Origin of the sequence: Pseudonocardia kongjuensis (assembly GCF_039526905.1) — a bacterium.
GTDB classification, from domain to species: domain Bacteria; phylum Actinomycetota; class Actinomycetes; order Mycobacteriales; family Pseudonocardiaceae; genus Pseudonocardia; species Pseudonocardia kongjuensis.
In genome coordinates this window covers 99503-123136 of the sequence record NZ_BAAAJK010000014.1, presented here as the reverse complement: position 1 = coordinate 123136, position 23634 = coordinate 99503, and the positions used below count along the sequence as shown (strand labels likewise).

20 protein-coding genes and 1 tRNA gene are annotated in these 23634 nt (G+C 73.7%); 13 read left to right on the top strand and 8 right to left on the bottom strand.

The features are described 5' to 3' along the window. Window positions 1-8 precede the first annotated feature (8 nt). From ABD160_RS17380 to ABD160_RS17365, 4 genes are all read left to right on the top strand, one after another. Window positions 9-671 carry a hemerythrin domain-containing protein gene (locus ABD160_RS17380; protein ID WP_344023660.1) on the top strand — a complete coding sequence of 221 codons (663 nt, stop codon included), beginning with the start codon at window positions 9-11 and terminating at the stop codon, window positions 669-671. 58 nt (window positions 672-729) lie between these two features. After that, window positions 730-1596: an SAM-dependent methyltransferase gene (locus ABD160_RS17375; protein ID WP_344023658.1), complete on the top strand. Its 867-nt coding sequence runs from the start codon at window positions 730-732 to the stop codon at window positions 1594-1596. 128 nt (window positions 1597-1724) lie between these two features. Beyond that, entirely contained in the window at window positions 1725-2579 is an 855-nt protein-coding gene (locus ABD160_RS17370) for an LLM class flavin-dependent oxidoreductase (RefSeq protein ID WP_344023656.1), read from the top strand. A 5-nt stretch (window positions 2580-2584) separates the two neighbouring features. Then, the gene (locus ABD160_RS17365; RefSeq protein ID WP_344023654.1) at window positions 2585-3397 is read left to right on the top strand and encodes an SDR family NAD(P)-dependent oxidoreductase; all 813 of its coding nucleotides are present in this window, start codon (window positions 2585-2587) and stop codon (window positions 3395-3397) included. A gap of 519 nt (window positions 3398-3916) precedes the next feature. Here ABD160_RS17365 and ABD160_RS17360 read toward each other — a convergent pair. Beyond that, window positions 3917-4001 (bottom strand) — tRNA-Leu (locus ABD160_RS17360). 97 nt (window positions 4002-4098) lie between these two features. On the opposite strand from ABD160_RS17360, the gene ABD160_RS17355 reads away from it, so the two are divergent. From ABD160_RS17355 to ABD160_RS17345, 3 genes are all read left to right on the top strand, one after another. Beyond that, entirely contained in the window at window positions 4099-5442 is a 1344-nt protein-coding gene (locus ABD160_RS17355) for a M20/M25/M40 family metallo-hydrolase (RefSeq protein ID WP_344023652.1), read from the top strand. Window positions 5443-5979: 537 nt separating this feature from the next. After that, window positions 5980-6756, top strand: coding sequence for an SDR family oxidoreductase (locus ABD160_RS17350; protein ID WP_344023650.1), 777 nt, complete (start codon window positions 5980-5982; stop codon window positions 6754-6756). Window positions 6757-6802: 46 nt separating this feature from the next. Continuing rightward, window positions 6803-7183 carry a VOC family protein gene (locus ABD160_RS17345; RefSeq protein ID WP_344023648.1) on the top strand — a complete coding sequence of 127 codons (381 nt, stop codon included), beginning with the start codon at window positions 6803-6805 and terminating at the stop codon, window positions 7181-7183. A 92-nt stretch (window positions 7184-7275) separates the two neighbouring features. On the opposite strand, the gene ABD160_RS17340 is transcribed toward ABD160_RS17345, so the two are convergent. Further along, window positions 7276-9015: an HNH endonuclease signature motif containing protein gene (locus ABD160_RS17340; RefSeq protein WP_344023646.1), complete on the bottom strand. Its 1740-nt coding sequence runs from the start codon at window positions 9013-9015 to the stop codon at window positions 7276-7278. 151 nt (window positions 9016-9166) lie between these two features. On the opposite strand from ABD160_RS17340, the gene ABD160_RS17335 reads away from it, so the two are divergent. Beyond that, entirely contained in the window at window positions 9167-9412 is a 246-nt protein-coding gene (locus ABD160_RS17335) for a hypothetical protein (RefSeq protein ID WP_344023643.1), read from the top strand. A 381-nt stretch (window positions 9413-9793) separates the two neighbouring features. On the opposite strand, the gene ABD160_RS17330 is transcribed toward ABD160_RS17335, so the two are convergent. From ABD160_RS17330 to ABD160_RS17310, 5 genes are all read right to left on the bottom strand, one after another. Beyond that, window positions 9794-11995, bottom strand: coding sequence for a glycosyl hydrolase (locus ABD160_RS17330; RefSeq protein ID WP_344023641.1), 2202 nt, complete (start codon window positions 11993-11995; stop codon window positions 9794-9796). Then, window positions 11992-12729, bottom strand: a complete 738-nt coding sequence (locus ABD160_RS17325; protein WP_344023639.1) for a hypothetical protein — start codon at window positions 12727-12729, stop codon at window positions 11992-11994. Before ABD160_RS17325 ends, ABD160_RS17330 begins: the two co-directional genes overlap by 4 nt. Continuing rightward, a complete protein-coding gene (locus tag ABD160_RS17320) occupies window positions 12726-15383 on the bottom strand; it encodes a glycosyltransferase family 2 protein (RefSeq protein WP_344023637.1) in 2658 nt (885 codons plus the stop codon). Before ABD160_RS17320 ends, ABD160_RS17325 begins: the two co-directional genes overlap by 4 nt. A gap of 229 nt (window positions 15384-15612) precedes the next feature. Further along, window positions 15613-15903: a DUF5703 family protein gene (locus tag ABD160_RS17315; RefSeq protein ID WP_344023635.1), complete on the bottom strand. Its 291-nt coding sequence runs from the start codon at window positions 15901-15903 to the stop codon at window positions 15613-15615. A gap of 102 nt (window positions 15904-16005) precedes the next feature. Beyond that, the gene (locus ABD160_RS17310; protein ID WP_344023633.1) at window positions 16006-16971 is read right to left on the bottom strand and encodes an aldo/keto reductase; all 966 of its coding nucleotides are present in this window, start codon (window positions 16969-16971) and stop codon (window positions 16006-16008) included. A gap of 135 nt (window positions 16972-17106) precedes the next feature. Between ABD160_RS17310 and ABD160_RS17305 the strand changes: the two genes are divergently transcribed. The 4 genes from ABD160_RS17305 to ABD160_RS17290 all read left to right on the top strand — a co-directional run bounded on the left by ABD160_RS17305 (window position 17107) and on the right by ABD160_RS17290 (window position 20245). Beyond that, window positions 17107-17928, top strand: coding sequence for an undecaprenyl-diphosphate phosphatase (locus ABD160_RS17305; RefSeq protein WP_344023631.1), 822 nt, complete (start codon window positions 17107-17109; stop codon window positions 17926-17928). A gap of 31 nt (window positions 17929-17959) precedes the next feature. After that, complete coding sequence (locus ABD160_RS17300) at window positions 17960-18667, top strand: histidine phosphatase family protein (RefSeq protein ID WP_344023629.1); 708 nt, start codon at window positions 17960-17962, stop codon at window positions 18665-18667. A gap of 94 nt (window positions 18668-18761) precedes the next feature. Beyond that, window positions 18762-19355 (top strand): DUF3090 domain-containing protein, encoded by a 594-nt coding sequence (locus tag ABD160_RS17295; protein WP_344023627.1) that lies wholly within the window; start codon window positions 18762-18764, stop codon window positions 19353-19355. Beyond that, entirely contained in the window at window positions 19352-20245 is an 894-nt protein-coding gene (locus tag ABD160_RS17290) for an SCO1664 family protein (RefSeq protein ID WP_344023625.1), read from the top strand. Before ABD160_RS17295 ends, ABD160_RS17290 begins: the two co-directional genes overlap by 4 nt. Window positions 20246-20263: 18 nt before the next feature. Here ABD160_RS17290 and ABD160_RS17285 read toward each other — a convergent pair whose 3' ends face one another. After that, window positions 20264-22570, bottom strand: coding sequence for a UvrD-helicase domain-containing protein (locus ABD160_RS17285; RefSeq protein ID WP_344023622.1), 2307 nt, complete (start codon window positions 22568-22570; stop codon window positions 20264-20266). Between the two features lie 121 nt (window positions 22571-22691). Here ABD160_RS17285 and ABD160_RS17280 point away from each other — a divergent pair, with 121 nt between their 5' ends. Next, complete coding sequence (locus ABD160_RS17280) at window positions 22692-23567, top strand: alpha/beta fold hydrolase (protein ID WP_344023620.1); 876 nt, start codon at window positions 22692-22694, stop codon at window positions 23565-23567. Window positions 23568-23634 lie beyond the last annotated feature (67 nt).

Sequence of the window (23634 nt, the reverse complement as noted above, 5' to 3'; positions counted from 1 at the left end):
AGTGGGATATGACGAACCGGGCCGACAGCCGGGACATGATCGCCGTGCACACGATGTTCAGACGGGAGTTCGCTGCGCTGCCCGATCTGGTCCGGGGAGTGGGCCCCGCCGATCGGGACCGTGCTCGAACGGTCGCCGATCACGTGGATCTGATCGTCGATCTGCTGCACACGCATCACCGGAGCGAGGACGCGCACTGCTGGCCACTACTCGTCGAGCGCAGGCCCGACGAGCTTGTGGGGATGGTCGAGCTGATGGAGGCGCAGCACCACGCCGTGGATTCCGCACTGAACGAGACGCAGGCGCAGAACGCCGTCTGGCGGCGGAATCCGACGGAATCCGAACGCGCGCAGCTGGCGGACCGGCTTGAAGCGCTTCCCCCGGTTCTCGAGGAGCACCTCGCGGCCGAGGAGGAGATGATCCTCCCGATGATCGATCGCCATCTCACCGCGGCGGAGTGGGCGAACGTCGGGAACCAGGGATTGAGCACGCTCCCTCGATCCCGGGTTCCCGTTGTGATCGGGATGCTTCTGGCGGACGCCACCGACGAGCAGCGCCAGCTGCTGAAGGATGCGATGCCGACTCCGGTCTTCTTCGTGATGAGCCGCCTCGGTCCGATCGCCTACCGCCGTTACCGGGCGAAGCTCGGACTCCGCGACCCGGTCGGATGATCGCGCGGTGAATTCGTCGTCGTCGCCAGGACCCGGAACCCGAAAGGAAGCGTGCGTCATGGCAGACTCCACCGAGATCTGGGACATCGCCTCCCAGATCGGTACGACTGCGGTTGTCGCCGCGGCATGCCGGGCCGTCGAACACCACCGCGATGACTCGATCGTCAGTGACCCGTACGCCGAGCCGCTGGTCGAGGCGGCGCGCCTACCCTTTCCGATCCCGACCAGACCGGCGCCGGATGCCGCCAACTGGCGCGCCATGTCGGACCTTCTCGGAACGCGCGGGAGGTTCTTCGACGACGTTCTCGAACAGGCCGTCGACGACGGGATCCGGCAGGTGGTCATTCTTGCGGCCGGGCTGGACACTCGCGCACAACGCCTCGGATGGCCGAGCGGTACGGTGGTTTTCGAGATCGAACAGCCAGCGGTTCTGGATTTCAAGATGGAGGTGCTCGATACTCTCGGTGCCGCCGCGTCATGCGATCATCGTCCGGTCGGGCACGATCTGCGAGGTGACTGGGCAGCTGCGTTGGATGCCGCCGGTTTCGATCGGAGCAGTCCGTCGGTCTGGATAGCGGAGGGGCTGCTCTATTACCTGACCCCTGCTGCGCAGCAGGGGCTGCTGGAGACCGTCGACATGCTGGCGGCGCCCGGGTCGCGATGGGCGACCGAGGACGACCCGGCGTTCCTCGACCGGATGAACGATCCCGAGGCCCGAGCCGCCTCGGAATCCATGGGCGTGGACCTCCGAATCCTCCTCGAAGCCGGATCTCGTCCCGATCCGGAATCGTGGCTGCTCGCGAACCGCTGGGTCGTCGAGTCCCGCAGACTGCGTACCGCGGCCGCCGGTTACGGTCGGGTCCTGGACCCGCTCACGGATCGGACCAACGGAAGTTTCGTTCTCACCAGTTCTCGAAAGGTCTGACGGAGACGCTGTCGAACTGCTCGGGAACAACCCGGTCTACCACGTGCCATACGACAGGCGACGACGTCATGTCCCGGTCGGCGGTGTGCCTGCGGGACGTTGTCACGATCACCAGGAAGAGGAGTCCCATGAAGATCGGCATCACGCTGCCGAACCAGGTGCTCGGCATGGATCCGCGGATCATCCCGCGCTGGGCCGCGCTGGCCGAGGAGGCCGGTTTCTCGACGTTGGGCACTGTCGGCCGGTTCGCCTATCCGGGGGTGAGCGACACCGTCGCCCTCGCCGCGAGCGCGGGCGCGACGAGCCGGATCGGCCTGCTCAGCCATGTTCTGCTGGCCCCCACGTGGCCGGCGCACCTGTTGGCCAAGGAGGTCGCGGGCATCGACGGCGTCTCGGGCGGACGGCTCACGCTCGGAATCGGCGCGGGGATCCGGGACGACGACTTCGTGGTCGAGGGCCACGGTCCGCGAGATCGGGGCCGACGTCTGGACGCGGACCTGGAGATCTACCGCTCGGTCTGGAAGGGCGACCCGGTCGGTGGCGGTTCCCGCTCGGCGGTACCGCCGGGGACCCGTCAGATCCCGTTGCTGTTCGGCGCCACGAGCGATGCCGCGTTCCGGCGAGCCGCCCGGGAGGGTGATGGCTACATCGGGGCGACACTGCCTCCGAGCATGGTCGCGCCCTCCTTCGACGCAGCGAGGGAGGCGTGGGACCGGGCCGGCCGGTCCTCGCCCCCACGCCTGGTCGCGCTCTCCTACGTCGGGATCGGAGCCCTCGAGCAGGCCCGCGCGAATGTGCACGACTACTACAGCGTCTTCGGCGACGAGCTCGCCACGATGGTCTCGGGCGGCCTGGCCGGTGGAACAGCGGCGATCAGGGAGCGGGTCGCAGAGTTCGAGGAGCTCGGCGCCGACGAACTGATGCTCCTCTCGGGCATCGCCGACCTCGACGAGGTCGCACGACTCGCGGACACGGTGCTGTGACTCCCATGCTCGATGACGCTCCCGCAGGGCCGGCCGACGGGCCGCAGCGCACTGCACTGGTGACAGGTTCGACCGACGGGATCGGTCGACGCACCGCCCTCGCGTTGGCCCGCGCCGGACACTTCGTCGTGGTCACCGGTCGCACCGAGAATCAGGGTGAGCAAACCTGTACCGAGATCCGCGACGCCGGCGGCTCGGCAGCCTTCGTCGTGGCCGATCTTGCCGACCCGGGCGCGGTGACCGATCTTGCCGCAGCCGCGGTCGCAGCCGCAGGTGGTCGCATCGACGTGTTGGTCAACAACGCAGGAGTGCCGTACTACGGGCCGACCGAGCACACGTCGACCACGGACTTCGACGCCGTGATCGCGGTCAACCTGCGGGCGCCCTTCCAGCTCACCGGCATCCTCGCACCGGAGATGGCCCGCCGTGGGCACGGCATCGTCGTCAACATGACCGGCACGTCAGCCCAGTTCGGTGTGGCCGGGCTGAGCCTGTTCGGCGCCGCCAAGGCCGCGCTCGGGTCCATGACGCGCTCGTGGGCGACCGAGTACGGGCGCTTCGGAGTGCGGGTCAACGCCCTCGAACTCGGTGCGATCCGCACGCCCCGCGCCGACGCCGTGGCCCATGACCTCCTCACCAGCTACGGCGAGGCCATCCCGGCAGGCAGACCGGGTGACCCCGACGAGGTCGCCGAGGTGGTCACGTTCCTCACCACTCCCGCCGCGGCCTACATCCAGGGAGCGGTGCTGCCCGTCGACGGCGGCATGCTCGTCACCTCGCCCACCGCTGCACCACCGACCGAGCTGCCGCGCCTCTGAACCGGTACTGCCAGGGCACCGGGTTCAGATGGGCCGGGGCCAGTAGGCGGATGCGCCGAAGCGTGGTGCAGCCGCCTCGGCCTCGCTCGCCGGACCGTCGCCTCGGCTACCGAGGATCACGGCGGGACGATCCGGGATGGCAGCGCCGGACCGCGGTATCCGGGACGAGGCCGGTTCCACCGGGCTCGCCCCGCTGACAAGGAGCGAGTCGGCACGGCGTAGTAGTAGCCCGACTCGGCCACACCCCAGCAGCCGTCCGCGCTGGTCGACGCGATCGACCAGGCTCGAGCCGAGCGCGCGTCGGCACAGGCGGAGATCGACGGTGCCGTGTCCGGCGCGGAGCTCGACCGGGCCGAGGTGTACGCGATGATCGACTCACTCGGTGACGCCGGCAGGGCACTCGCGGAAGAGAGCCGGGTCAGCCTCGTACGGCTGTCAAAGGCTCTTGACCTGGGGCTTCGCTTCTAAAGCGGCGAGCGTGCCGTCCATCTGACGACCTGCCCATGTGGGTGGTGAGTGTGTCCGAGGGGGGACTTGAACCCCCACCCCCTAATACGGGGACTAGCACCTCAAGCTAGCGCGTCTGCCATTCCGCCACTCGGACGCCACGATCTCTCGATCGCGTGCCGGTGAAGCATAACCGAGCCCCGGGGAGGGGTTGCGGCCGGGTCGGTCGGGGCGCCGGTGGTAGGAAGACGCTCATGAGCGTCGACCCGAACGGCACATCCAGCAGCGAGGCGGCCAGCGCCGAGGCGGAGGTCGTCCAGCTCTGTTCCGAGCTGATCCGGATCGACACGACCAACACCGCCGACCCGGACACCCTGGCCGGCGAGGCGGAGGCCGCGGACTACGTGGCCGCCAAGCTGACCGAGGTCGGCTACGAGGTCGAGATCGTCCAGTCCGGCATGCCGAAGCGGATGAACGTGATCGCCCGGCTGGCCGGGGCGGACCCGTCCCGGGGTGCGTTGCTGATGCACGGCCATCTCGACGTCGTCCCCGCGGACGCGAGCGAGTGGTCGGTGCACCCGTTCTCCGGGGCGGTGCAGGACGGCTACGTCTGGGGCCGCGGCGCCGTCGACATGAAGGACATGGACGCGATGATGCTGGCGGTCGCCCGCCGCTTCAAGCGTGAGGGCGTCGTGCCGCCGCGGGACATCGTGTGGGCCTTCGTCGCCGACGAGGAGGCCGGCGGCAAGTGGGGCGCCCAGTGGCTGGTGGAGAACCGGCCGGACCTCTTCGAGGGCTGCACCGAGGCGGTCGGCGAGGTCGGCGGCTTCTCGCTCACCCTCGGCGAGGACCAGCGGGCCTACCTGATCGAGGCCGCCGAGAAGGGCATCGCCTGGATGCGGCTGCGGGCGAAGGGCAAGCCGGGACACGGCTCGTTCCTGCACGACGACAACGCCGTCACCATCCTGGCCGAGGCCGTCGCGCGGCTGGGGAACCACACGTTCCCTCTGGTGGTGACGCCCACGGTGCGGGCGTTCCTGGACCGGATGACCGAGCTGACCGGCGTCGAGTACCCGGAGGACGATCTCGAGGGCGCGCTGGCGAAGCTCGGCCCGATCTCGCGGATCATCGGCGCGACCGTGCGGGACACCGCGAACCCGACGATGCTCAGCGCCGGGTACAAGGCGAACGTCATCCCGTCGACGGCCGAGGCGGTCGTCGACTGCCGGGTGTTGCCGGGGCGTGAGGAGGCGTTCCTCGCCGAGATCGACGAGCTGCTCGGTCCGGACGTCGAGCGGGAGTGGGTCACCGACCTCCCCGCGGTGGAGACGCCGTTCGAGGGCGCGCTGACCGACGCGATGCAGGCAGCGCTGCGGACCGAGGACCCGACGGCCGAGATCGTCCCGTACATGCTGTCCGGTGGGACCGACGCGAAGGCGTTCTCGGCGCTCGGGATGAAGTGCTACGGCTTCGCGCCGCTGCGGCTGCCCCCGGAGCTGGACTTCGCCTCGCTGTTCCACGGCATCGACGAGCGGGTCCCGGTGGACGCGTTGACGTTCGGGACCCGGGTGCTGGACCGCTTCCTCCGGACAGCGTGACACGCGGGCTGTGCTGGACGGACGGGCTGTGCCGGACGGACGGACGGACTGTGCTGGACGGACGGGCAGTGCTGGACGGACGGGCCGGACGGCCTGGGTCGACGGGCAGTGCCGGACGGCTGGGCCGGACGGCTGGGCTGGACGGCGGGGCTGGACGGCTGGGCTGGACGGGCTGGGCTGGACGGCTGGGCCGGACGGGCTTGCCGACGGGCGGTGATGGACCGGCGGTGATGGACCGGCGGTGATGGACCGGCGGTGATGGACCGGCGGTGATGGACCGGCGGTGCTCTCGCGGACGGTGCCGTGCGGCGTGGTGCAGTTTCCGGCACCGGTGTGCGGCACTCCGGCACCCCGGGGCCGGCACCTCGTGCCCGGCCGCCGGTGTGCGGCGGCCCTGTGTCCGGTAGCGCTCATGCGGCGCGGCTCGTACGGCCGGCCGTACGGCGTGGGCGGCCGCGGTCGCCGCACCGGCCCCGGCGAGCCGCTCCCGGCCCGTCCGGCTGTCTCGCGGCGCCCGGATCGGGCAGGGTGACCGGCATGGATCTCTCGGGCAGGGTCGCCCTGGTCACCGGCGGCGCATCGGGCATCGGTGCGGCGGCCGTGGACCGGCTGGTGCGGGCAGGTGCGCAGGTCGCGGTGGTGGATCTCGACGGGGACGGCGCCGCCGCCGTGGCGGGCAGGTCGGGCGGGCTCGCCGTGCAGGCCGACGTCACCGATCCCGGGGCGATGCCCGCGGCGGTCGCGGAGGCGGAGGAGCGGTTCGGCCGGCTCGACGTGGTGCTGCTCAACGCCGGGATCACCGCCCGTCAGTCGGGCGTCGAGAACCTGGACGTGGCGGAGTACCGGCGGATCGTCGGCGTCAACCTCGATCACGTCGTGTTCGGGCTGGCCGCCGCCGTCCCGGCGCTGCGCCGCGCCGGTGGCGGGAACATCGTGGCGACCGCGTCGCTGGCCGGGCTGGTTCCGCTGCCGGGTGACGCGCTGTACGCGGCGACCAAGCACGCGGTCGTCGGGTACGTACGGTCGGCCGCGGATCCCCTGGTGGCGCACGGGATCCGGGTGAACGCGGTCTGTCCCGGCTTCGCCGACACTCCGTTGCTGGCCGAGGTGCGGGAGCAGTTCGGGGACTTCCCGATGCTGTCGGCCGACGACGTCGCCGCGGCCGTCGAGCAGATCCTGGACCGCGGTGAGCCGGGGGAGTGCTGGTTCGTGCAGCCGGGCCGTGAGCCCGCGCCCTACGGGTTCCGCGGGGTGCCGAGCCCGCGCGGTGCGGGGCGTCCGCCCGAGGTCGGGCTGCACGGCAGCGGATCCTGAGCCCGGGGTTGACCTCGACCGAGGTCGAGGTTGCACCGTGGTGTGCATGGCAGATCTGAACCACACCATCGTCCACTCCCGGGACAAGCGTGCCGGGGCCGCGTACCTGGCCGGGATCCTCGGGCTCGCCGAGCCGCAGCCGTTCGGGCCGTTCCAGGTCGTCGAGACCGCGAACGGGGTGAGCCTCGACTATCTCGACGCCGCAGCGGGCGCGGAGATCGCGTCGCAGCACTACGCGTTCCTGCTCTCGGACGCCGCGTTCGACTCCGCGTTCGCTCGGATCCGGGAGCGGGGCGGCGCGTACTGGGCCGATCCGGGTCGGTCCCGGCCCGGCAAGGTCAACACCGACGACGGTGGCCGGGGCGTCTACTTCGAGGACCCGTCGGGTCACCTGATGGAGATCCTGACGGTGCCCTACGGCGGCTGACCGCCCGACCCTGTGGCGGCGGGTACGCGCCACCGCGCCGTCCGGAGCGGGCGGGGCGCCCGTCGCCGGCGGCGGGTTCGTGTCGCGCCTCATCAGAACGGTGGCTCGGCGGTACCGGTGGCGAGCCGGTCGGCGAGCCCCGGGTCACGCAACAGCGCGAGCACCCCCGGTCCGCGCCGTGCGGCCCCGGTTGGCCCGACCGGCCCGACCGGAGACGGATCGGTGACGTGCACGTGCCCGGACGGGGTGGTCCACCGGGTGCTGCCGTCCGGGAGCAGGCGCACCTGCCACCCGGGACTGTGCTTGAGCCGGTGGTGGCTGCGGCACAGCGGATGCAGGTTGTCGGCACTGGTCGGACCGGCGTCGCGGTCCGGATCGTGCGGGACGACGTGGTCGAGATCGCAGCGGTGCGCGGGGACCCGGCACCCCGGATGGGTGCACGTGGGATGCCGCGCCCGCACCAGCTCGGTCAGTGCCGCATCGGGCCGGTACCGGGTGGTGTCGCGGTGCAGGACGCGGCCGCTGACCGGATCGGTGATCAGCCGGTACCAGACGCTCCCGGTCGCGAAGGCCAGCGCGCGGGCATCCGCAGCCGGGATCGGGCCGTGACCGGCGAGCTCGGCGGGCTCCTCGGCGGCACCGAGCAGGGTGTCGAGCGGCACGGTCACGTTGATCCGCACCGAGATCGCGGGGGGCGGCGGCTGCCGGATGCCGGCCGGGGTGGGCGAGACGCCGGGTACCCCGGCCGGGTTGGGTGCGATGCCGGGTACTCCGGCTGGGTTGGGTGCGGCGCCGGGTACTCCGGCTGGGTTGGGTGCGGCGCCGGGTACTCCGGCTGGGTTGGGTGCGGCGCCGGGTACTCCGGCTGGGTTGGGTGCGGCGCCGGGTATTCCGGCCGTGGTGGGGGCGACATCGCGCGTGCCGGCCGGACTCGACTGGACGCCGGATGCGCCCGTCGGCGTGGCCGGGCATCCGCCGGAGTCGTCGTCGGCGGCGAGAGCCGTCGGGCCGGTCGGACGGTCGCGCCGACCGTCGGCACTGGGAGACGGCTGTGCGGGTGCTGCGCCGTGGGCGCCGGCGACGGCCGCCGAACCCTCGCTCACGTGCCCGGTGGGATGCAGGACCAGATCGGTGAGCGCGTCGGCGCGGCGCTGGTCCATCGTGCGGAGGTCGGGGCCGCCGCTGCACGGGCGGCGCCGGGCGGTCTCGTCGAGGACGGCGTAGATGCCGGTGGCGGCAGCGGCGGGAAGGAACGCGCGCAGCACGGCCATGCCGTCGGTGTCCGGCTGCACGGTGACACCACGGGCCCGGGTGGCGCGGTCCCGGCGCCGGACGGGGAGTTCGTGGTCGGTCAGCGAGACCAGGAACCGGCTGATCGCGGCGCCCAGCTGCCCGGTCGTCTGGGTCGGGGCCTTCGGGAGGACGGCGGCCTGCAGCCGGGCCGCCTGCGGCGGATCGAGCCCGGCGGTCCCGTCGAGGATCTTCCGGGTCTTCGGTGCGGTGAGCAGCCCGGCGTGGGCGAGTGTCGCGGTCGGCGCGAGCACCGGGTCCTGGTGCAGCAGCCGTGCGCGTTCCAGACGGGCGAGCATCGTGGCACCGGTGAGGTGGAGCATCAGCTGGATCTCGGCGGTCGCCGACCGGGACGCGTGTTCCGGGGTGTCGAACGCACCGGACGGGCCGGCACCCGGGCGGCGGGGACTCGGCACGGCGGCCGCGGCGACCTGTTCGGCGTCGGCGACGTAGCCGGAGATCTCGACGTCCTGGCGGGCCTGGAGCCAGGCGATCGCGCGTTCGAAGGCGGCGATGCGCTCGAGCCGCTCGTGGGCGGACATCCCGGGAGCCGGCGGGTGTTCCAGGACGGCGACCAGAGCGGAACCGGGGACGTGCTCGGACCAGCGGGGGGAGTCGGGCGGGCGGGACCGGGCCGGTGTGGCGGAGGCGTCACCCGGGCCGGAAGCTGCCGCAGCTCCGGTCGAGCGACCGATGCCGGCCGCGCCCGCGGACCGAGGGCCGCCCGCGCCGGATCGGGGGCTGCGGCTGCTGGGTGAGGGATCACCGCTGCTGGAGGAGGGGCTGCTGCTGGACGGTGGGCTGCCGCTGCTGGAGGAGGGAGTGCTGCTGGACGGTGGGCTGCCGCTGCTGGAGGAGGGAGTGCCGCCTGACGGTGGGCTGCCGCTGCTGGAAGAGCGGCTGCGGCCGGATGACGGGCTGCCGGTGCTGGCCGGGTGACTGCTGCTGCCGGATCGGGGCTCGCCTGTGCTGGCCGGGGGACTGCCGCGGCCGGATCGGGGACCGCCCCGCCCGGGACTCCCCGTGCCCGGGCCGGAGGAGCCGGGCGGGCCGGACCGCCGGGCGCCCCGGCGGGCGCGGGAGCCGGGATCCGCGACCGGGGGTGCAGTTCTCGTGCTGGTGGAGGCTCCGTCATCGAACATGTGGTCGAGTATGCCGGGTGTCCCTGACAGGAACGCCCCGATGTCGTCCCCTGTGGACAGCTCCGGCCAGGATCACCCGGACGGCGCAGTGCTCCCGGCCCCAGTGCTCCCGGACCCCCCAGCGCTCCCGGACCCAGTGCTCCCGGACCCAGTGCTACCGGAGTCAGCGTTCCCGGGCTCAGCGCTGCGCCAGGATCCAGGCCGTCAGGTACGAACGGGAGTTGCCGTCGTCGATCCGCTCGTCCGGCAGCGCCCGTGCCGCGGTGGCGGCGGCGTCCGGGTCGGCCAGCGCGAGGTACATCAGGATCGAGTCGGCGTAGGGCACGTCGTACCCGGTGGGCGTCGCGGCCGCGACGTTCTCCCTGATCCGCTCCGGATCGCCGCGCAGGTACTCCGCGACCGGCGACATCGGGATCAGCTGGATCGCCAGGATCGCCGACGGCTCCGCGGAGAACCACGTCGCGTGGTCCCGCTTGCCACCCCAGTTGATCCCGACCACCCCGTGTGCGAACTCGGGGAACGCCGCGAGGTCCGGCTCGACCCAGTGCCGCATCGCCGACGCCGCCTCGCGGGACAGCATCGCCACCGCCCGGTCCTGCTGCACGGTGTCCCCGCGCAGCTCCGACCACAGCGCCAGACCGTTGTACGCGGAGACCGACTCCGAGCTGGACTCCTGGTTGTTGCCGTCGCCGAACGGGCTGAACCCGGACGCCCAGGAGTGCCCGGCGAACGCGTCGAACGCGCGGTACTCGGGGAACTCGGGCGTCCGCACCGGGCTGCCGACGTCGGCGGCCAGCAGGTCGACCACCGGGCCGATCCGCTCGACGAGCGCCGGATCGTCCCGGCCGAGCAGTGCGGCGGCGTAGAGGAAGTAGCCGTAGTGGAACTGGTGGTCGTTGAACTCCTCGGAGCCGAACGAGCTCTCCAGCCCGACCATCCCGCGTACCACCGGGTCGTAGACGAAGCAGTGCGTGCTCCGCCCGGCGCACCCGGCGGGATCGGCCCATCGTTCCAGCAGCGGGACGAGCTGGTCGCGGACCCGCTGCGCGGTCGGTTCCAGGCCCAGGTCGGACGCCAGCCGCATCAGCGTCGCCGCCCGGACCAGCTGCTTCCCGCCGAAGTAGGTGTCGGCGGCGTCCAGCGTCAGCTCGGCGACGTCGCGTTCGACGAGGGTGGCGAGCTCGGCGCGACCGGCGTCGTCGACGCCGGACAGGTCCAGCGCGCCGGACGGCGCCAGCACCGGATCGCCGACCGTGAGCGCCGAGGTGTGACAGACCGGCATCGGCCCGTAGACGGTGGCGAACCGGCCGACCGGATCGCATCCGGCGTCTGCCCCCGGCATCGGCCCGGCGATGGTGTCGCCGCCCTCGGTGCGGTAGGTCAGAGTGGAGCGGACCGTGTCGCCGGCGACGTCCTCGGTCACCGAACCGCCGGTCACCGCGACGCGTGCGGCGTCGGCGAACACCGCGGGATCGCCGTCCGGCGGGACCGCGTAGAACGTCGCCGATCCGCCGGCCGGCAGGCTCAGCGCGGAGCCGGTGAGCTCGCCGTCGGTGACGACGCCGTATCGGCCGTCCCGGATCACGACCGTGCCGTCCGCGTCCAACGGCTGCGGCCCGACCGTGAGGTCCTGCGCGGTCGTCGCGGTGTAGTGGACGAACGGCGAGCCGCGGGTGATGACCAGCCGGCCGGTCTCGGCGCCGCCTGCGGCGAGCATCGCGACGGTGACGGTCAGGTCGTCGTAGGCGACGACGCGCAGGTCGCTGGTCCCGAGCGGGACGTCCAGCGCGGGCGTGTGCGAACCGAAGATCGTGGCGTCGTCGGCGCGCACCTCCGGCAGCCCGAGCGACAACCCGTCGGTGCGGACCGCGACCGACAGCGGCAGCGGGAACACCGGCTGCGGCTCGTCCGGGAAGACCAGGCCGGAGAACCAGCGGTTGGTCGGCGGGACCTGGCCCTCGGCCAGCCGCATCGTCGGCGGGACACCGACCGAGCGCTGCGGCAGCCCGGCGATCGACGCGGCGATCGCCGGATCACCGGTGGTGGTCCCGGCCCGATCACCGGTACCGGGCAGCAGCCACACGCCGGCCACACCGGCGACGATCGCGACCACGGCGACGGTGAGCAGCACGACCAGCCTCCGTGAGCGGCGGGGACGACCGGGTCGCGGGGCGGCCGGCGGCCGGCGGGGGACCGCGGCGCGGACCGGGACGGTCGGCGAGTCCGTTCCGGGCACAGATGGGCCGGTCGGCGGCTGCCGCGGGTGCGGGACGGGGCCGGACGCCTCCGGGGCGTCGGCGCTGCGCCGTCGCCGGCCACCGGACGGGGCGGGGACGTCGACCGACCAGGCGCCGGGATGGTCGGCGGAGTGCCGGCTCACGGCGCGAACCCGCCGAAGCCGGTGAGCTCGGTGATCCAGGTGGACGCCCGGGTCACGACGTTGTCGTTGCGCAGGTGCAGGGTCGCCTGGACGGGCGTCCCGACGGCGAAGAGCCCGTCGGCCGTCGAGTCCGCGAGCTCCGGGCTGTAGGCCTGCACGACGGTGCGGGCCTCCCCGTTCTCGGTGCTGACCTGCACCCGGCCGGCCTGCGCGGTGATCCGCCCGTTGTCCGGCAGGACGACGTCGACGGTCGCGTTCGGCGGCAGCCGGGCGTAGTCCGGTGCGGTGAGGATGAACTCGGCCTCGATGTAGAGCGATCCGGCCCGCTGCACCGTCGCCAGCTCCGAGTTGGCGGCCACGAACGCGCCGACCGCGTAGCCGACGGACTCCACCCGGCCCGGGTCGGTGGCGGTCACGACGAGGGTGCTGCCGTCCTTGATGCCGTAGGGCACCCGGGCCGGGTCGAGCAGGCCCTGCTGCAGGTCGCGGGACAGGGTGGCGCTCTGCACCTCGAACATCGGCTGCCCGACGGTGACCTCGTCGCCGACCTGGACCAGCTGCGCGGTGACGGTGCCGGAGTAGTCGGTCCCGACCGGGTAGCTCTGCGCGTTGAGCGCCGCGGAGTGGCCGCGGACCACGCCGTTGCGGGCGTTCAGGGTCATCGTCAGGACCGCGACCAGCAGCAGCACCGTGGTGATGCCCAGCCCCAGCCGCAGTCTGCGCCCGGCGCTCACCGCCCGCTCCGGGCGTGCCGGGACCCGACCCGGGTGGGCAGCGGGTGCGGGCCGCTCGCGGTCTCCCGGGGCCGCGGGATCCGGGGGCCTGCGGGGGCGGGGGCGGAGCGGGCGCCGGGGGGCGTCCCCGGGTCGCGCCGGTGCGGTGCCGGGGCGGCAGCGTGCCGGCGTGGCACCGGGTCGTGGTCGTGACCGTGTGGCGCCGGGTAGTGGTCGTGCCGGTGCGGTACCGGGTCATGGTCCTGCCGGTGCGGTGCCGGGTCGAGCCGGTGCGGTGCGGCGCGACCCTCCGGGGATCGGGGTGCGGCGGGGGAGTGGGACGCCCCGTCGGCAGCGGTGGATGCGGCGGCGGAGTGTGGGGCGCCGGTCGAGTGGGCGCCGTTGGACCGGGCGCCGTTGGACCGGGCGCCGTTGGAGCGTGGGGCACCCGTGGAGTGCGCGGCCCCGGTGGAGCGGGAGCCGCCGTCGGCGCCGGCCGGTGCGGCGCCGTCCTGCATGCCGGACGGGCCGGTGAAGGCGGGCGCGGCGATGGCGTCGGGGAGGACCGGGCGGGGGCCGGACCGGGCCCGGCGGCGGGCCCGGTCCGGTACCGGACCGGTGCCGGCGCGGACCGGCTCGACCGGCCCGGACGGCGGCCCGGCCACCCGATCCCGCCGCGGATCACCGGCTGCCCCGGGCACAGACCCGGCCCCAGGGACGGACCCAGGACCCGAACCAGGACCCGGTGCGACCGCGGCCCCGGCCAGGGCCGGCCGGGGAAGGGCGTGCGGTCCGGTCGTCGGGTGCGGGCCGGTGCGGCGGCCGGATCCTGCGGCCGTCCCGCCGCCACCCGCCGAGCGCGTCGCGGGCGGGGAGCCGGGCGACACCCGTCCGGCGGGCACCGGGACCGCCGCGGAGCGGACCCGCGGCGCGGGCAGCACCGGCGTCCGCACCTTGCGGTCGTGCTCGCCGGCCGGTGCCCGGCCGAGCCTGCGCAGCCGGTCCAGCGCCCGGGCCTCGGCGCGGATCTGCCGGGACTCGCGGACCGCGGTCGCCACGAACGCCCCGATCACGGCGGTGTTGAGCAGGTTCCAGAACAGTGCCAGGTCGAACGTCCGCATCTGCTGTGCCTGCCACAGCCCGACCACCGACGTCGCCGCCAGGAACACGAACGCCAGCACCTGCGGGCCGATGAACGCGAACGGCGAGTTCCGCACCCCCTTGCGCCCGGTCACGCTCCACGCCTGGTCCCGGCGCAGCAGCGCGTTCACGAACGCCTTGACGTAGATCGGGAACGACGCCGACGCGAGCAGCAGCGTCTCCCAGCGGAACGAGCCGATCGTGAACAGCGCGACCGCGACCTGCATGAAGTAGAAGCCGGCGTAGTACAGCACCCAGGTCAGCACCGGGACGTCCGGCGAGATCGGGGTGATCCCGAAGTAGATCTGCATCGGCGGCACCAGCAGCAGCAGCCCGGGCGCGATGCCGACCAGGTAGAACGTCGCGGTCCCTAGGTACTGCAACCGCTGGTCCAGGGTGAGGTTGCGGCCGCGGCCCATCGGGTTCGCCCGCAGCAGGATCTCGAACCCGCCGGTGGCCCACCGCAGCTGCTGCTTGGTGTAGCTCTCGATGGTCTCCGGGGTGTGCCCGACGGCGAGCTCGAGGCCGATGTAGACCGACCGCCAGCCGCGCTCGTGCAGCTTCATCGACGTCCACACGTCCTCGGACTTCGACTCCTGCCAGATCCCGCCGATCTCGTCGACCGCGGCCCGCCGGAACACCACGTTGGTGCCGACGCAGAACGCGGCGTTGAACCGGTTCTTGCCGGGCTGGGTGAACTTGTAGAAGACCGTCTGCATGTAGCCGGCACCGCGCGAGATCAGCCCGCCCAGGTTGCCGTAGGTCTGCGGTGTCTGGACGAACGCGACGTCCCCGTCGGCGAAGAAGGGGACCGTCTCGTGGAGGAAGTCCCGGCGGGCGACGAAGTCGGCGTCGAGGATGACGAACAGCTCGCCGTCGGTCACCGACAGCGCGTGGTTGATGTTGCCGGCCTTCGCGTGCGCGTTGCCCTCCCGCGCGATGTACTCCGCGCCCAGCTCGGCGGCCAGCTCGCGGACGGCCGCGGACTTGCCGTCGTCGAGCACGTACACGGTGTGTTCGCCGTCCATCGCGACCGCCGCGGCGACGGTGCGCCGGATGTCGGCGAGCGACTCGCCGTAGGTGGTGACGAAGACGTCGACCCGGACCGGCACGCCGCCGAGGTGCAGCGGATCGGCGCGCCGGCCGATCCCGATGGCCCGGGTGGACTCGCCGTCGGCGCCGTCGCCACCGCCGTAGAGCCTGCGCTGCGCCTCGTTGAAGGTGAAGTCCCGCGGGTCGTAGCCGCTGGACAGGATGGTCCACAGCGACAGCAGCGCCTGCAGCACGATGATCGACTCGGCCAGCAGCACCAGGGTGTACGCGGGCCAGTCGCCCCGGTTGGAGAAGTCGAACAGGAACACCGTGTACGCGAGCACGCCCAGGGCCGCGACCAGCACGATCGCCATCAGCGACGGCGAGGCGGCCACGTCCTGGCTGCGGGTGCGGCGATGGTCCCCGGCCGGTGCGGGGCCGGGGCGCGGGGCCGGGCCGGCGGGACCGGCGGGTGCGGCGGGCCGCGAACGGCGGACGGGCATGAGGACGTACTCCGGGGGTGGGTCGCGAGCAGTCCCTGGACGTCCTCGGCCTGGGCACCGGGCGAAACGGATCGGGCAGCACCGGTGCCGGAGTCGGGGAGCGGCAGGTGGCGCGGACCTCATCCTTTCGGGTGATGCCACCGCGGCACAAGGTCGCGAGGTTCACGCTCCGTGCTGTTAACGCGGAGCGTGATCACCTCGATGGGCGGGTGTTACCGGCGGGAACGCCTCAGATCGTCGGCTCGGGGAGCAGCCCGACGTCACGGTGGGTGAGTCGGCGCCGGAGCACGACCTTCCGGACGCCGCCGGGATAGAGCCGCAGCCGGGACAGCTCCCAGCCGGAGAACTCGGCCTGGATGGCGAGCCGGACCGACGCGGTGAGCCGGGTGACGTCGCCGTCGATCCGTACCGGGCGGTACTCGTAGCGGTCGTCGATCCAGCTCTCGCCGTCGCGGGTGCCGGTCGGCCGGCCCCCGCCCCGGCGATTCCCGTCGACGTCCTCCGGCCCGCTCTCCGCCATCCGTGCCTCCCGGAACCCGCTGCCCCGCCGTGTGCCGCCCCGGTACCCACCGGGTGCCCCCACCATAGGCGCGCCCGGCGCCGCGGATCCACCGCCGGAGCGCTACCGGACGGGGTCGCTCACGTCGTCCAGCGCGGTCCGGATCTCGGCGGGCAACGTCACGTCCTCGGCGGCCAGCGACGCCCGCAGCTGCGCCGCGTCCCGCGCCCCGACGACCGCGGTCGCCACCCCCGGCCGGTCCCGCACCCAGGTCAGGGCGACCACCAGCGGCGACGTGCCGAGCCCGTCCGCCGCGGTCAGCACCGACTGCACGATCCGGGCCGAGTGCTCGGTGCGCCGGGCCTCGACGTAGGACGCCAGCAGCGCGCTCGCGGCGCGCGAGTCGGCCGGCGTGCCGTCGGTGTACTTCCCGGTGAGCACGCCGCGCCCGAGCGGGGCCCAGGCCAGGATCCCGAGCCCGTGGTAGCGCGCCGCCGGCAGCAGCTCGGCCTCCGGCTCGCGGGCCAGCAGCGAGTACTCGACCTGCGTCGACACCGGCCTGGCCACCGCCGGGTCCGGCCCGGCGCCCGCACCGGCCGCGACCGTCGCGAGCTGCCAGCCCTGCGGCGCGACCAGCCCGGCGTAGCGCACCCGGCCCGAGTACACGGCGACCTGCACCGCGGACAGCATCTCGTCCACCGGCACCCGTGGGTCCCAGCCCGGGAACTGCCACAGGTCCAGGTGGTCGACGCCGAGCCGGCGCAGGGTGCCGTCCAGCGAGCGCAGCAGCGCCGCCCGGGACGCCCGCGCCGGGCCGCCGCCCCGGCCGGGCGCGTCGATCGCGGTGCCCCGCCCGGCGAGCACCACGTCGTCGCGGGCGACCGTGCCGCGCAGCAGCCCGCCGAGCACCTGCTGGGCGGCGCCGCCGCCGTAGTCGTCGGCCGTCTCGACGAACGTCCCGCCGGCGTCCACGAACGCCCGCAGCTGCGCGCCCGCCTCGTCCGGTGAGGTGTCCTCGCCCCAAGTCATCGTGCCCAGGCCGATCCGGGACACCTCCAGACCGCTGGAGCCGACGGGTCTGCGCTGCACGGGGCACGAGCCTAGGCCCGAAGGGGCCCGACACCGTCGAGGGCGCGCGCTGTGACGCCCGTCTCCGCGAGTACGGTGACCGCCCGTGACCGATCAGGTTCCGCATCCGGCAGACCCACCCGTCGGGGGTCGCCCGTGAGCTGGCTCGAGGTGATCGTCCTCGGCCTCGTCCAGGGTCTGACCGAGTTCCTGCCGGTCTCCTCCTCCGGGCACATGCGGATCGCCTCCGAGGTGTTCTTCGGGCGCGATCCGGGGGCCGCCTTCACCGCCGTCTCGCAGATCGGGACGGAGGTGGCGGTGATCGTCTACTTCGCCAAGGACATCTGGCACCTGTTCACCACCTGGCTGCGCGGCTTCCGCGACGCCGAGGTCCGCCGGACCGACGACTACCGGCTGGCCTGGCTGGTGATCATCGGGTCGATCCCGATCGCCGTGCTCGGGGTGCTGTTCAAGACCCAGATCGAGACGGTCGCCCGCAGCCTGTGGCTGGTCGCGGTGATGCTGATCGTGTTCGGCGTGCTGCTCGGGCTGGCCGAGCGCTACGGCAGGCAGACCAAGCCGATCGAGCGGATCACCGTGCGCGACGGCATCGCCCTCGGCTTCGCCCAGGCGATGGCGCTGATCCCGGGCGTCTCCCGGTCCGGCGGCACGATCACCGCCGGGCTGGCGCTCGGGCTGACCCGTCCGGCGATCGTGCGGTACTCGTTCCTGCTGGCGATCCCGTCGGTGTTCGGCGCCGGGCTGTTCACCCTGCCCGACGTGTTCGCCGGGGACGGGCCGTCCGGCGTGCAGATGCTGGTCGCCGTGCTGATCGCGTTCGTCGTCGGCTACGCGGTGATCGCCTGGCTGCTGCGGTTCGTGCAGAACAACACCGTCTACGTGTTCGTCGCCTACCGGATCGCGCTGGGCGTCGCGCTGCTGGCGGCGCTGTCGATCGGCGCGATCTCCGCCACCTGACGGCGACCCGGTCCGCGTAGCCTCGGGCGGCGTGACGACCTTGATCCTGCTGCGGCACGGGCGCTCGACGGCGAACACGGCCGGTGTCCTGGCCGGCCGCACCCCCGGCGTGGAGCTCGACGAACGCGGCCGGGAGCAGGCCGACGCCGTCGTCGACCGGCTCGCGGCCCTGCCGATCGCCTCGATCGTCACCTCCCCGATGACCCGCTGCCGGCAGACCGTCGCGCCGCTGGCCGCCACCCGCGGCCTGGAACCGGTCGTCGAGGACGACCTGGCCGAGGTCGACTACGGCTCGTGGACCGGGCGGCCGATCTCCGAGCTGGTGTCCGAGGACCTGTGGAAGGTCGTGCAGGCGCATCCCTCGGCGGCCGAGTTCCCGGACGGCGAGTCGCTCGCCGGGATGCAGGCCCGGTCGGTCGCCGCGGTCCGCCGGCACGTCGCCCGGGTGCGGGCCGAGCACGGCGAGCACTCCATCCTGCTCGCCTGCAGCCACGGCGACGTGATCAAGTCGGTGCTGGCCGACGCGCTCGGCTGCCATCTCGACACCTTCCAGCGGATCGTGGTCGACACCTGCTCGGTGAGCGTCGTCACCTACACCTCGCTGCGGCCGTTCGTGGCCCGGATGAACGAGCAGTCCGGGGACGTCGCCAACCTGGTCCCGAAGCCGCCCGAGGAGGGCTCCGGCCAGGACGACCGGGCCGCGTCGGACGCCGTCGTCGGGGGCTCGACGAACGCCTGAGATCACCCCCGGTGCGTATCGGCGCAGGTCGCGGCGATCGCGCGGGGTGGCGGGGATGCCTACCGCCCCGCCGTCGCCTACCCTGGGAAGGGTCATGGCACGCGTCATCCACGTCTTCCGCCGACCCGACCGCTTCGTGGCCGGGACCGTTGGCGAGCCCGGCGATCGCGCCTTCTACCTGCAGGCGATCGAGAGCTCCCGGACGATCAGTGTGCTGCTGGAGAAACAGCAGGTCACGGTGCTGGCGGAGCGGATCACCGCGCTGCTCGGCGAGGTGGCGAAGCGGTTCGGCGAGGAGAACCTGCAGGAGGGCACCGACGCCGGCTCGCCGCGGTCGGACACCGATCCGCTCGCCGTGCCGCTGGAGGAGGAGTTCCGGGTCGGCACCATGGGCCTGGGCTGGGACGCCGACTCCAGCTCGATCGTCGTCGAGCTGCTCGCGGTGACCGAGGAGGAGATCGACGAGTCGGTGGTGCTCGACGACACCGAGGAGGGCCCGGACGCGCTGCGGGTGTTCCTCTCGCCGAACGAGGCGAAGGCGTTCGCCGATCGCGCGGAGAAGGTCGTCTCGGCCGGCCGCGCGCCGTGCCCGCTGTGCGCCGAGCCGCTCGATCCCGAGGGCCACGTCTGCGTCCGGCTCAACGGCTACCACGACCGCAATCCCGTGGCCGAGACCGAGACCGAGTGAGCGGCCAGGCCCCCGACCTGCGCGACCCGGCCGTCCTCGAGGTCCTGGCCCGCGGCCGCATCGAGATCACCGGCCGGATGGTGGACGCCTCCAACGCCACCCTGTTCGGCACCGCCACCCTCGACGGGATCGAGCTGCGCTGCGTCTACAAGCCGGTCCGCGGCGAGCGCCCGCTGTGGGACTTCCCGGACGGCACCCTGGCCGGCCGCGAGGTCGGCGCCTACCTGGTCGCCGAGGAGTCCGGCCTGCGGGTCGTCCCGCCGACCGTGCTGCGCGCGGAGGCGCCGTTCGGGCCGGGGATGGTGCAGGCGTGGGTCTCCTCCGGTGACGAGAGCGCGCTCACCGGCGGCGGCGACGACCCGGACGACGGGTTCGGCGCCGAGATCGACGAGGAGACCATCCAGCTCGCCGCCGAGTCGCTGGTCGAGCTGTGCGAGCCGGACTGCGTCCCGGACGGCTGGCTGCCGGTGCTGCGGGCCCGCGACGGCGCCGGGGACCCGGTCGTCCTGGTGCACGCCGACCATCCGCAGCTGCGGTCGATGGCGCTGTTCGACGTCGTCGTCAACAACGCCGACCGCAAGGGCGGGCACGTCATCCTCGGCGGGGACGGCGGCGTCTACGGCGTCGACCACGGCCTCACCCTGCACAGCGAGCCGAAGCTGCGGACGGTGCTGTGGGGCTGGATCGGCGACGAGCTCGGCGAGGAGCACACCGCCGCGCTGAAGGAGCTGCGCGCCAAGCTGGCCGGCGACTTCGCCGACACCCTCGGCGAGCACGTCACCCGGCGCGAGGTCGCCGCGCTGCGCTCCCGGATCGACCACCTGCTCGCCGAGCCGCGGTTCCCGGGGCCGGACGGGTTCGGGCCCGCCATCCCCTGGCCGGCCTTCTGAGGTCCGGCCCCGGGTGGCTCACGGCGTGACGTGCAGCTGCCCGAGCCGTTGCGTCGCCCGGGTCATCGCCACGTAGAGATCGGCCGGTTCGCGCTCCCGGATCCGGTCCGGATCGACGATCAGGACCGAGTCGAACTCCAGACCCTTCGACGACGACGGCGTGTGCACGGCCACCCCGGCGGCTCCGGCGGGCAGCGGGTCGGTGCCCTCCGGAACGATCACTGCGAGCGTCCCGCCGTCGAGCCGCGCCCGCTCGGCGGCGACCACGCCCGCCAGGTCCGCGGCCGGCACGGTCCGCTCCCACGGCTGCTCGCCGGTCTCGCGGACCGACTCCGGCGGGCGGTGGTCCGGCGCGTAGGTCGCCAGCACGGCGGCGGCCGCCTGCATGATCTCGGCCGGGGTCCGGTAGTTCACCGTCAGCGTCCGGTGCGTCCAGCGCTCGGCGAGGTGCGGGCCGAGCACGTCGGCCCAGCTCCGGGCGCCGGCCGGGGCGCTGCGCTGGGCGAGATCGCCGACCGCGGTGATCGACCGGGACGGGCAGCGGCGCAGCAGCACGTGCCAGTCCATCGCGGACAGCTCCTGCGCCTCGTCGACGACGAGATGGCCGTAGCGCCAGTCGCGGTCGCCCGCGGCCCGCTCGGCGACCGTCAGCGGGACCCCCGGCACGTGCCGCGCGGCGAGCTGCTCGGCGGTGACGAAGTCGGTGGCCCGCAGCTCGTCGGCGTCCTCGCCGGCCAGGTCCCGGTCGGCCGAGGTGAGCACGGTCAGCACGCCCTCGGCGTAGTGCGCGTCGGCCGCGGCGGTGCTGTTCCCCGCTGCCGCGGCGTTCTCGGGGAGCGGGCCCAGCAGCTCGTCCAGCTCGTCGAGCAGCGGGGCGTCGGCGACCGTCCAGGGCGCTTCCGGGGCGCGGTGCAGCACGGCGAGATCGTCGCCGTCGCCCGCGGCGGCGAGCCGGTCGGCGGAGCCGAAGAGGTCGGCGAGTGCGCGCTGCGGGGTCAGCAGCGGCCAGAGGTCCTCGACGGCCGCGTGGAACTCCGGCGCCGAGCGCAGCTCCGAGCGCAGCTCGTGGCGCAGGTCGGCGGACACCTCGGCGGCGCCGGCCGGCTCGATCTCGGGCAGGTCCAGCCCGGCGAGCAGCTCGGCCAGCTCCGGCGGGTCGGCCAGCCGGGTGTCCAGCCGTTCCAGCCCCTGGTCGACGAGCAGCCTGCCGAGGGTGTCCCGGAACGTCGCCCGGGCGGCGTTGTGCGGCAGGCCGGTCGCCCGGGCCCGGCGGCGGGCCTCCGCCGCGGTCGCCCGGTCCAGCCGCAGCGTCACGTCCTCCAGCTCGATCGCGACGGTCGCGGCGGGCAGCTCCTGCCGGTCCGCGACGGCGCGGCGGAGCACGTCGATCATCGACAGGTCGCCCTTGCGGCGGGCGGCCTCCGGCGGGTCGGTCGCGGTCGCCACGATCCCGTGCGCGAGCCGCCCCGGCGTGGTGAACACGACGGCGGACTCGCCGAGCGCGGGCAGCACCCCGCCGACGTAGCGGACGAACCCGGCGCTGGGCCCGACGACGAGCACGCCGCTGCGGGCGAGCCGGTCCCGGTGGGCGTAGAGCAGGTAGGCCACCCGGTGCAGGGCGACCGCGGTCTTGCCGGTGCCCGGCCCGCCCTCGATCACCACCGTGCCGGCCAGCGGCAGCCGGATGATGTCGTCCTGCTCGGCCTGGATGGTGGTGACGATGTCGCGCATCGTCGATCCGCGCGGTGCCTTCAGCGCGGCCAGCAGGGCCGGATCGGACGCGGCCTCGGTGCGGTGGGCGAGCGTGCCGTCCAGCACGTCGTCGTGGAAGGTGTCGACCCGCTCGTCGGGGGCGGTGCCGGCCAGCCGGAAGTGCCTGCGCCGGGTCACGCCGAGCGGGGTGACCGGGGTGGCGCAGTAGAACGGCCGGGCGGCCGGCGCCCGCCAGTCGATCAGCGCGCTCTCGCCGTCGGCCGGGTCGGTGAGCCCGATCCGGCCGACGTAGGTCGGGCCGCCGTCGGTGTGGTCGAGCCGGCCGAAGCACAGCCCGTACCGGGCGGCCCGCAGCGCACCGGCCCGCTCCGACCAGCGGAACTCCGAGACGTCGCGCTCCCAGCGGGCGCTGAGCTCCTCGCCGGCGGGGGTGGACCGGGCGGTCGCGGCGCGGGTGTCGACCGCGGTGAGCTCGGCGGTGAGCAGCCCGTGCAGCCACCGGAGCCGGGTGGTCTCGGCGGCGAGCTCCTCGGCGAACCGGGGGCTGGTACCGGGCTTGCCGACCGTGCTATCATTGAAGTGTACCGCTGTGGCTTTGCTATCTGAAGGCACCCCACAGAGTAGCGCATTCCGGCGTTCCCGTGTTCTCCTTTCCGGTGTTCTCACCGTCGCTTCCTGCGCTGTTCGCCTGAGCGGGTCCGGTATGTCGGGGGGCCGGGTTACTGTCGCGGCCATGGCCTCACCCCACCCGGCCCTTCCCGCACCGCAGCGGATCACCGTCCCCGGCGCGACGCCGCAGGGAACCACCCTCTCCGTCCTGGACACCGGCGGATCCGGCCCGCCCGTCGTCCTGCTGCACGGCTGGCCGGACCGGGCGACCCTCTGGGCGCACCAGATCGCCGCGCTGGCCGCCGCCGGGCACCGGGTGATCGCCCCGGACCTGCGCGGCTTCGGCGACTCCGACCGGCCCGAGGGCGTCGAGAACTACCGGATGGGGGCGCTCGCCGCCGACGTGCTCGGCGTCGCGGACGCGCTCGGCGTCGGCGACTTCGCGCTCGCCGGGCACGACTGGGGTTCCTCGCTCGGCTGGGCGATCACGCTGCGCTCGCCGCGGGTCACCCGCTACGCCGCGTTCTCGGTCGGGCATCCGGCCGCGTTCGTCTCCGACGGGCTCATCCAGAAGGCCAAGTCCTGGTACATGCTGTGGTTCCAGTTCCCCGGCGTCGCCGAGGAGGTGCTGCCCGCCGACGACTGGGCGTTCCTGCGGACCTGGGCGCACGTCTCGTTCGACGACGGGGACCCGCTGCCCGCGCAGCAGATCGCCGACCTGTCCCGGCCGGGCGCGCTCACCGCGTCGCTGAACTGGTACCGCGCCAACATCGACCCGGCGACGTTCGTGCCCACCGGGCCGATGCAGCTGCCCCCGATCCGGGTCCCGGTGCTCGGGGTGTGGAGCGAGCGCGACATGGCGCTCACCGAGAGCCAGATGCGACGTTCCGCCGAGTTCACCGAGGACTTCCGGTACGAGCGCGTCGCCGGCGCGGGCCACTGGATCCCGGCCGAGGCGCCGGAACGGACCAGCGAGCTGCTGCTCGACTTCCTGCGCTGAGCCCGCCCGCACCGGGGTGACCGAGCGGACACCGGACGGTCCGCGCACGCCGCGGGCGCGAGGGGCC

Coding starts and splice junctions, on each gene's coding strand:
- ABD160_RS17380 (WP_344023660.1), top strand. CDS start 9: ATGACGAACCGGGCCGACAGCCGGGACATGATCGCCGTGCACACGATG.
- ABD160_RS17375 (WP_344023658.1), top strand. CDS start 730: ATGGCAGACTCCACCGAGATCTGGGACATCGCCTCCCAGATCGGTACG.
- ABD160_RS17370 (WP_344023656.1), top strand. CDS start 1,725: ATGAAGATCGGCATCACGCTGCCGAACCAGGTGCTCGGCATGGATCCG.
- ABD160_RS17365 (WP_344023654.1), top strand. CDS start 2,585: ATGCTCGATGACGCTCCCGCAGGGCCGGCCGACGGGCCGCAGCGCACT.
- ABD160_RS17355 (WP_344023652.1), top strand. CDS start 4,099: ATGAGCGTCGACCCGAACGGCACATCCAGCAGCGAGGCGGCCAGCGCC.
- ABD160_RS17350 (WP_344023650.1), top strand. CDS start 5,980: ATGGATCTCTCGGGCAGGGTCGCCCTGGTCACCGGCGGCGCATCGGGC.
- ABD160_RS17345 (WP_344023648.1), top strand. CDS start 6,803: ATGGCAGATCTGAACCACACCATCGTCCACTCCCGGGACAAGCGTGCC.
- ABD160_RS17340 (WP_344023646.1), bottom strand. CDS start 9,015: ATGTCCGCCCACGAGCGGCTCGAGCGCATCGCCGCCTTCGAACGCGCG.
- ABD160_RS17335 (WP_344023643.1), top strand. CDS start 9,167: ATGCCGGCCGCGCCCGCGGACCGAGGGCCGCCCGCGCCGGATCGGGGG.
- ABD160_RS17320 (WP_344023637.1), bottom strand. CDS start 15,383: ATGCCCGTCCGCCGTTCGCGGCCCGCCGCACCCGCCGGTCCCGCCGGC.
- ABD160_RS17315 (WP_344023635.1), bottom strand. CDS start 15,903: ATGGCGGAGAGCGGGCCGGAGGACGTCGACGGGAATCGCCGGGGCGGG.
- ABD160_RS17295 (WP_344023627.1), top strand. CDS start 18,762: ATGGCACGCGTCATCCACGTCTTCCGCCGACCCGACCGCTTCGTGGCC.
- ABD160_RS17280 (WP_344023620.1), top strand. CDS start 22,692: ATGGCCTCACCCCACCCGGCCCTTCCCGCACCGCAGCGGATCACCGTC.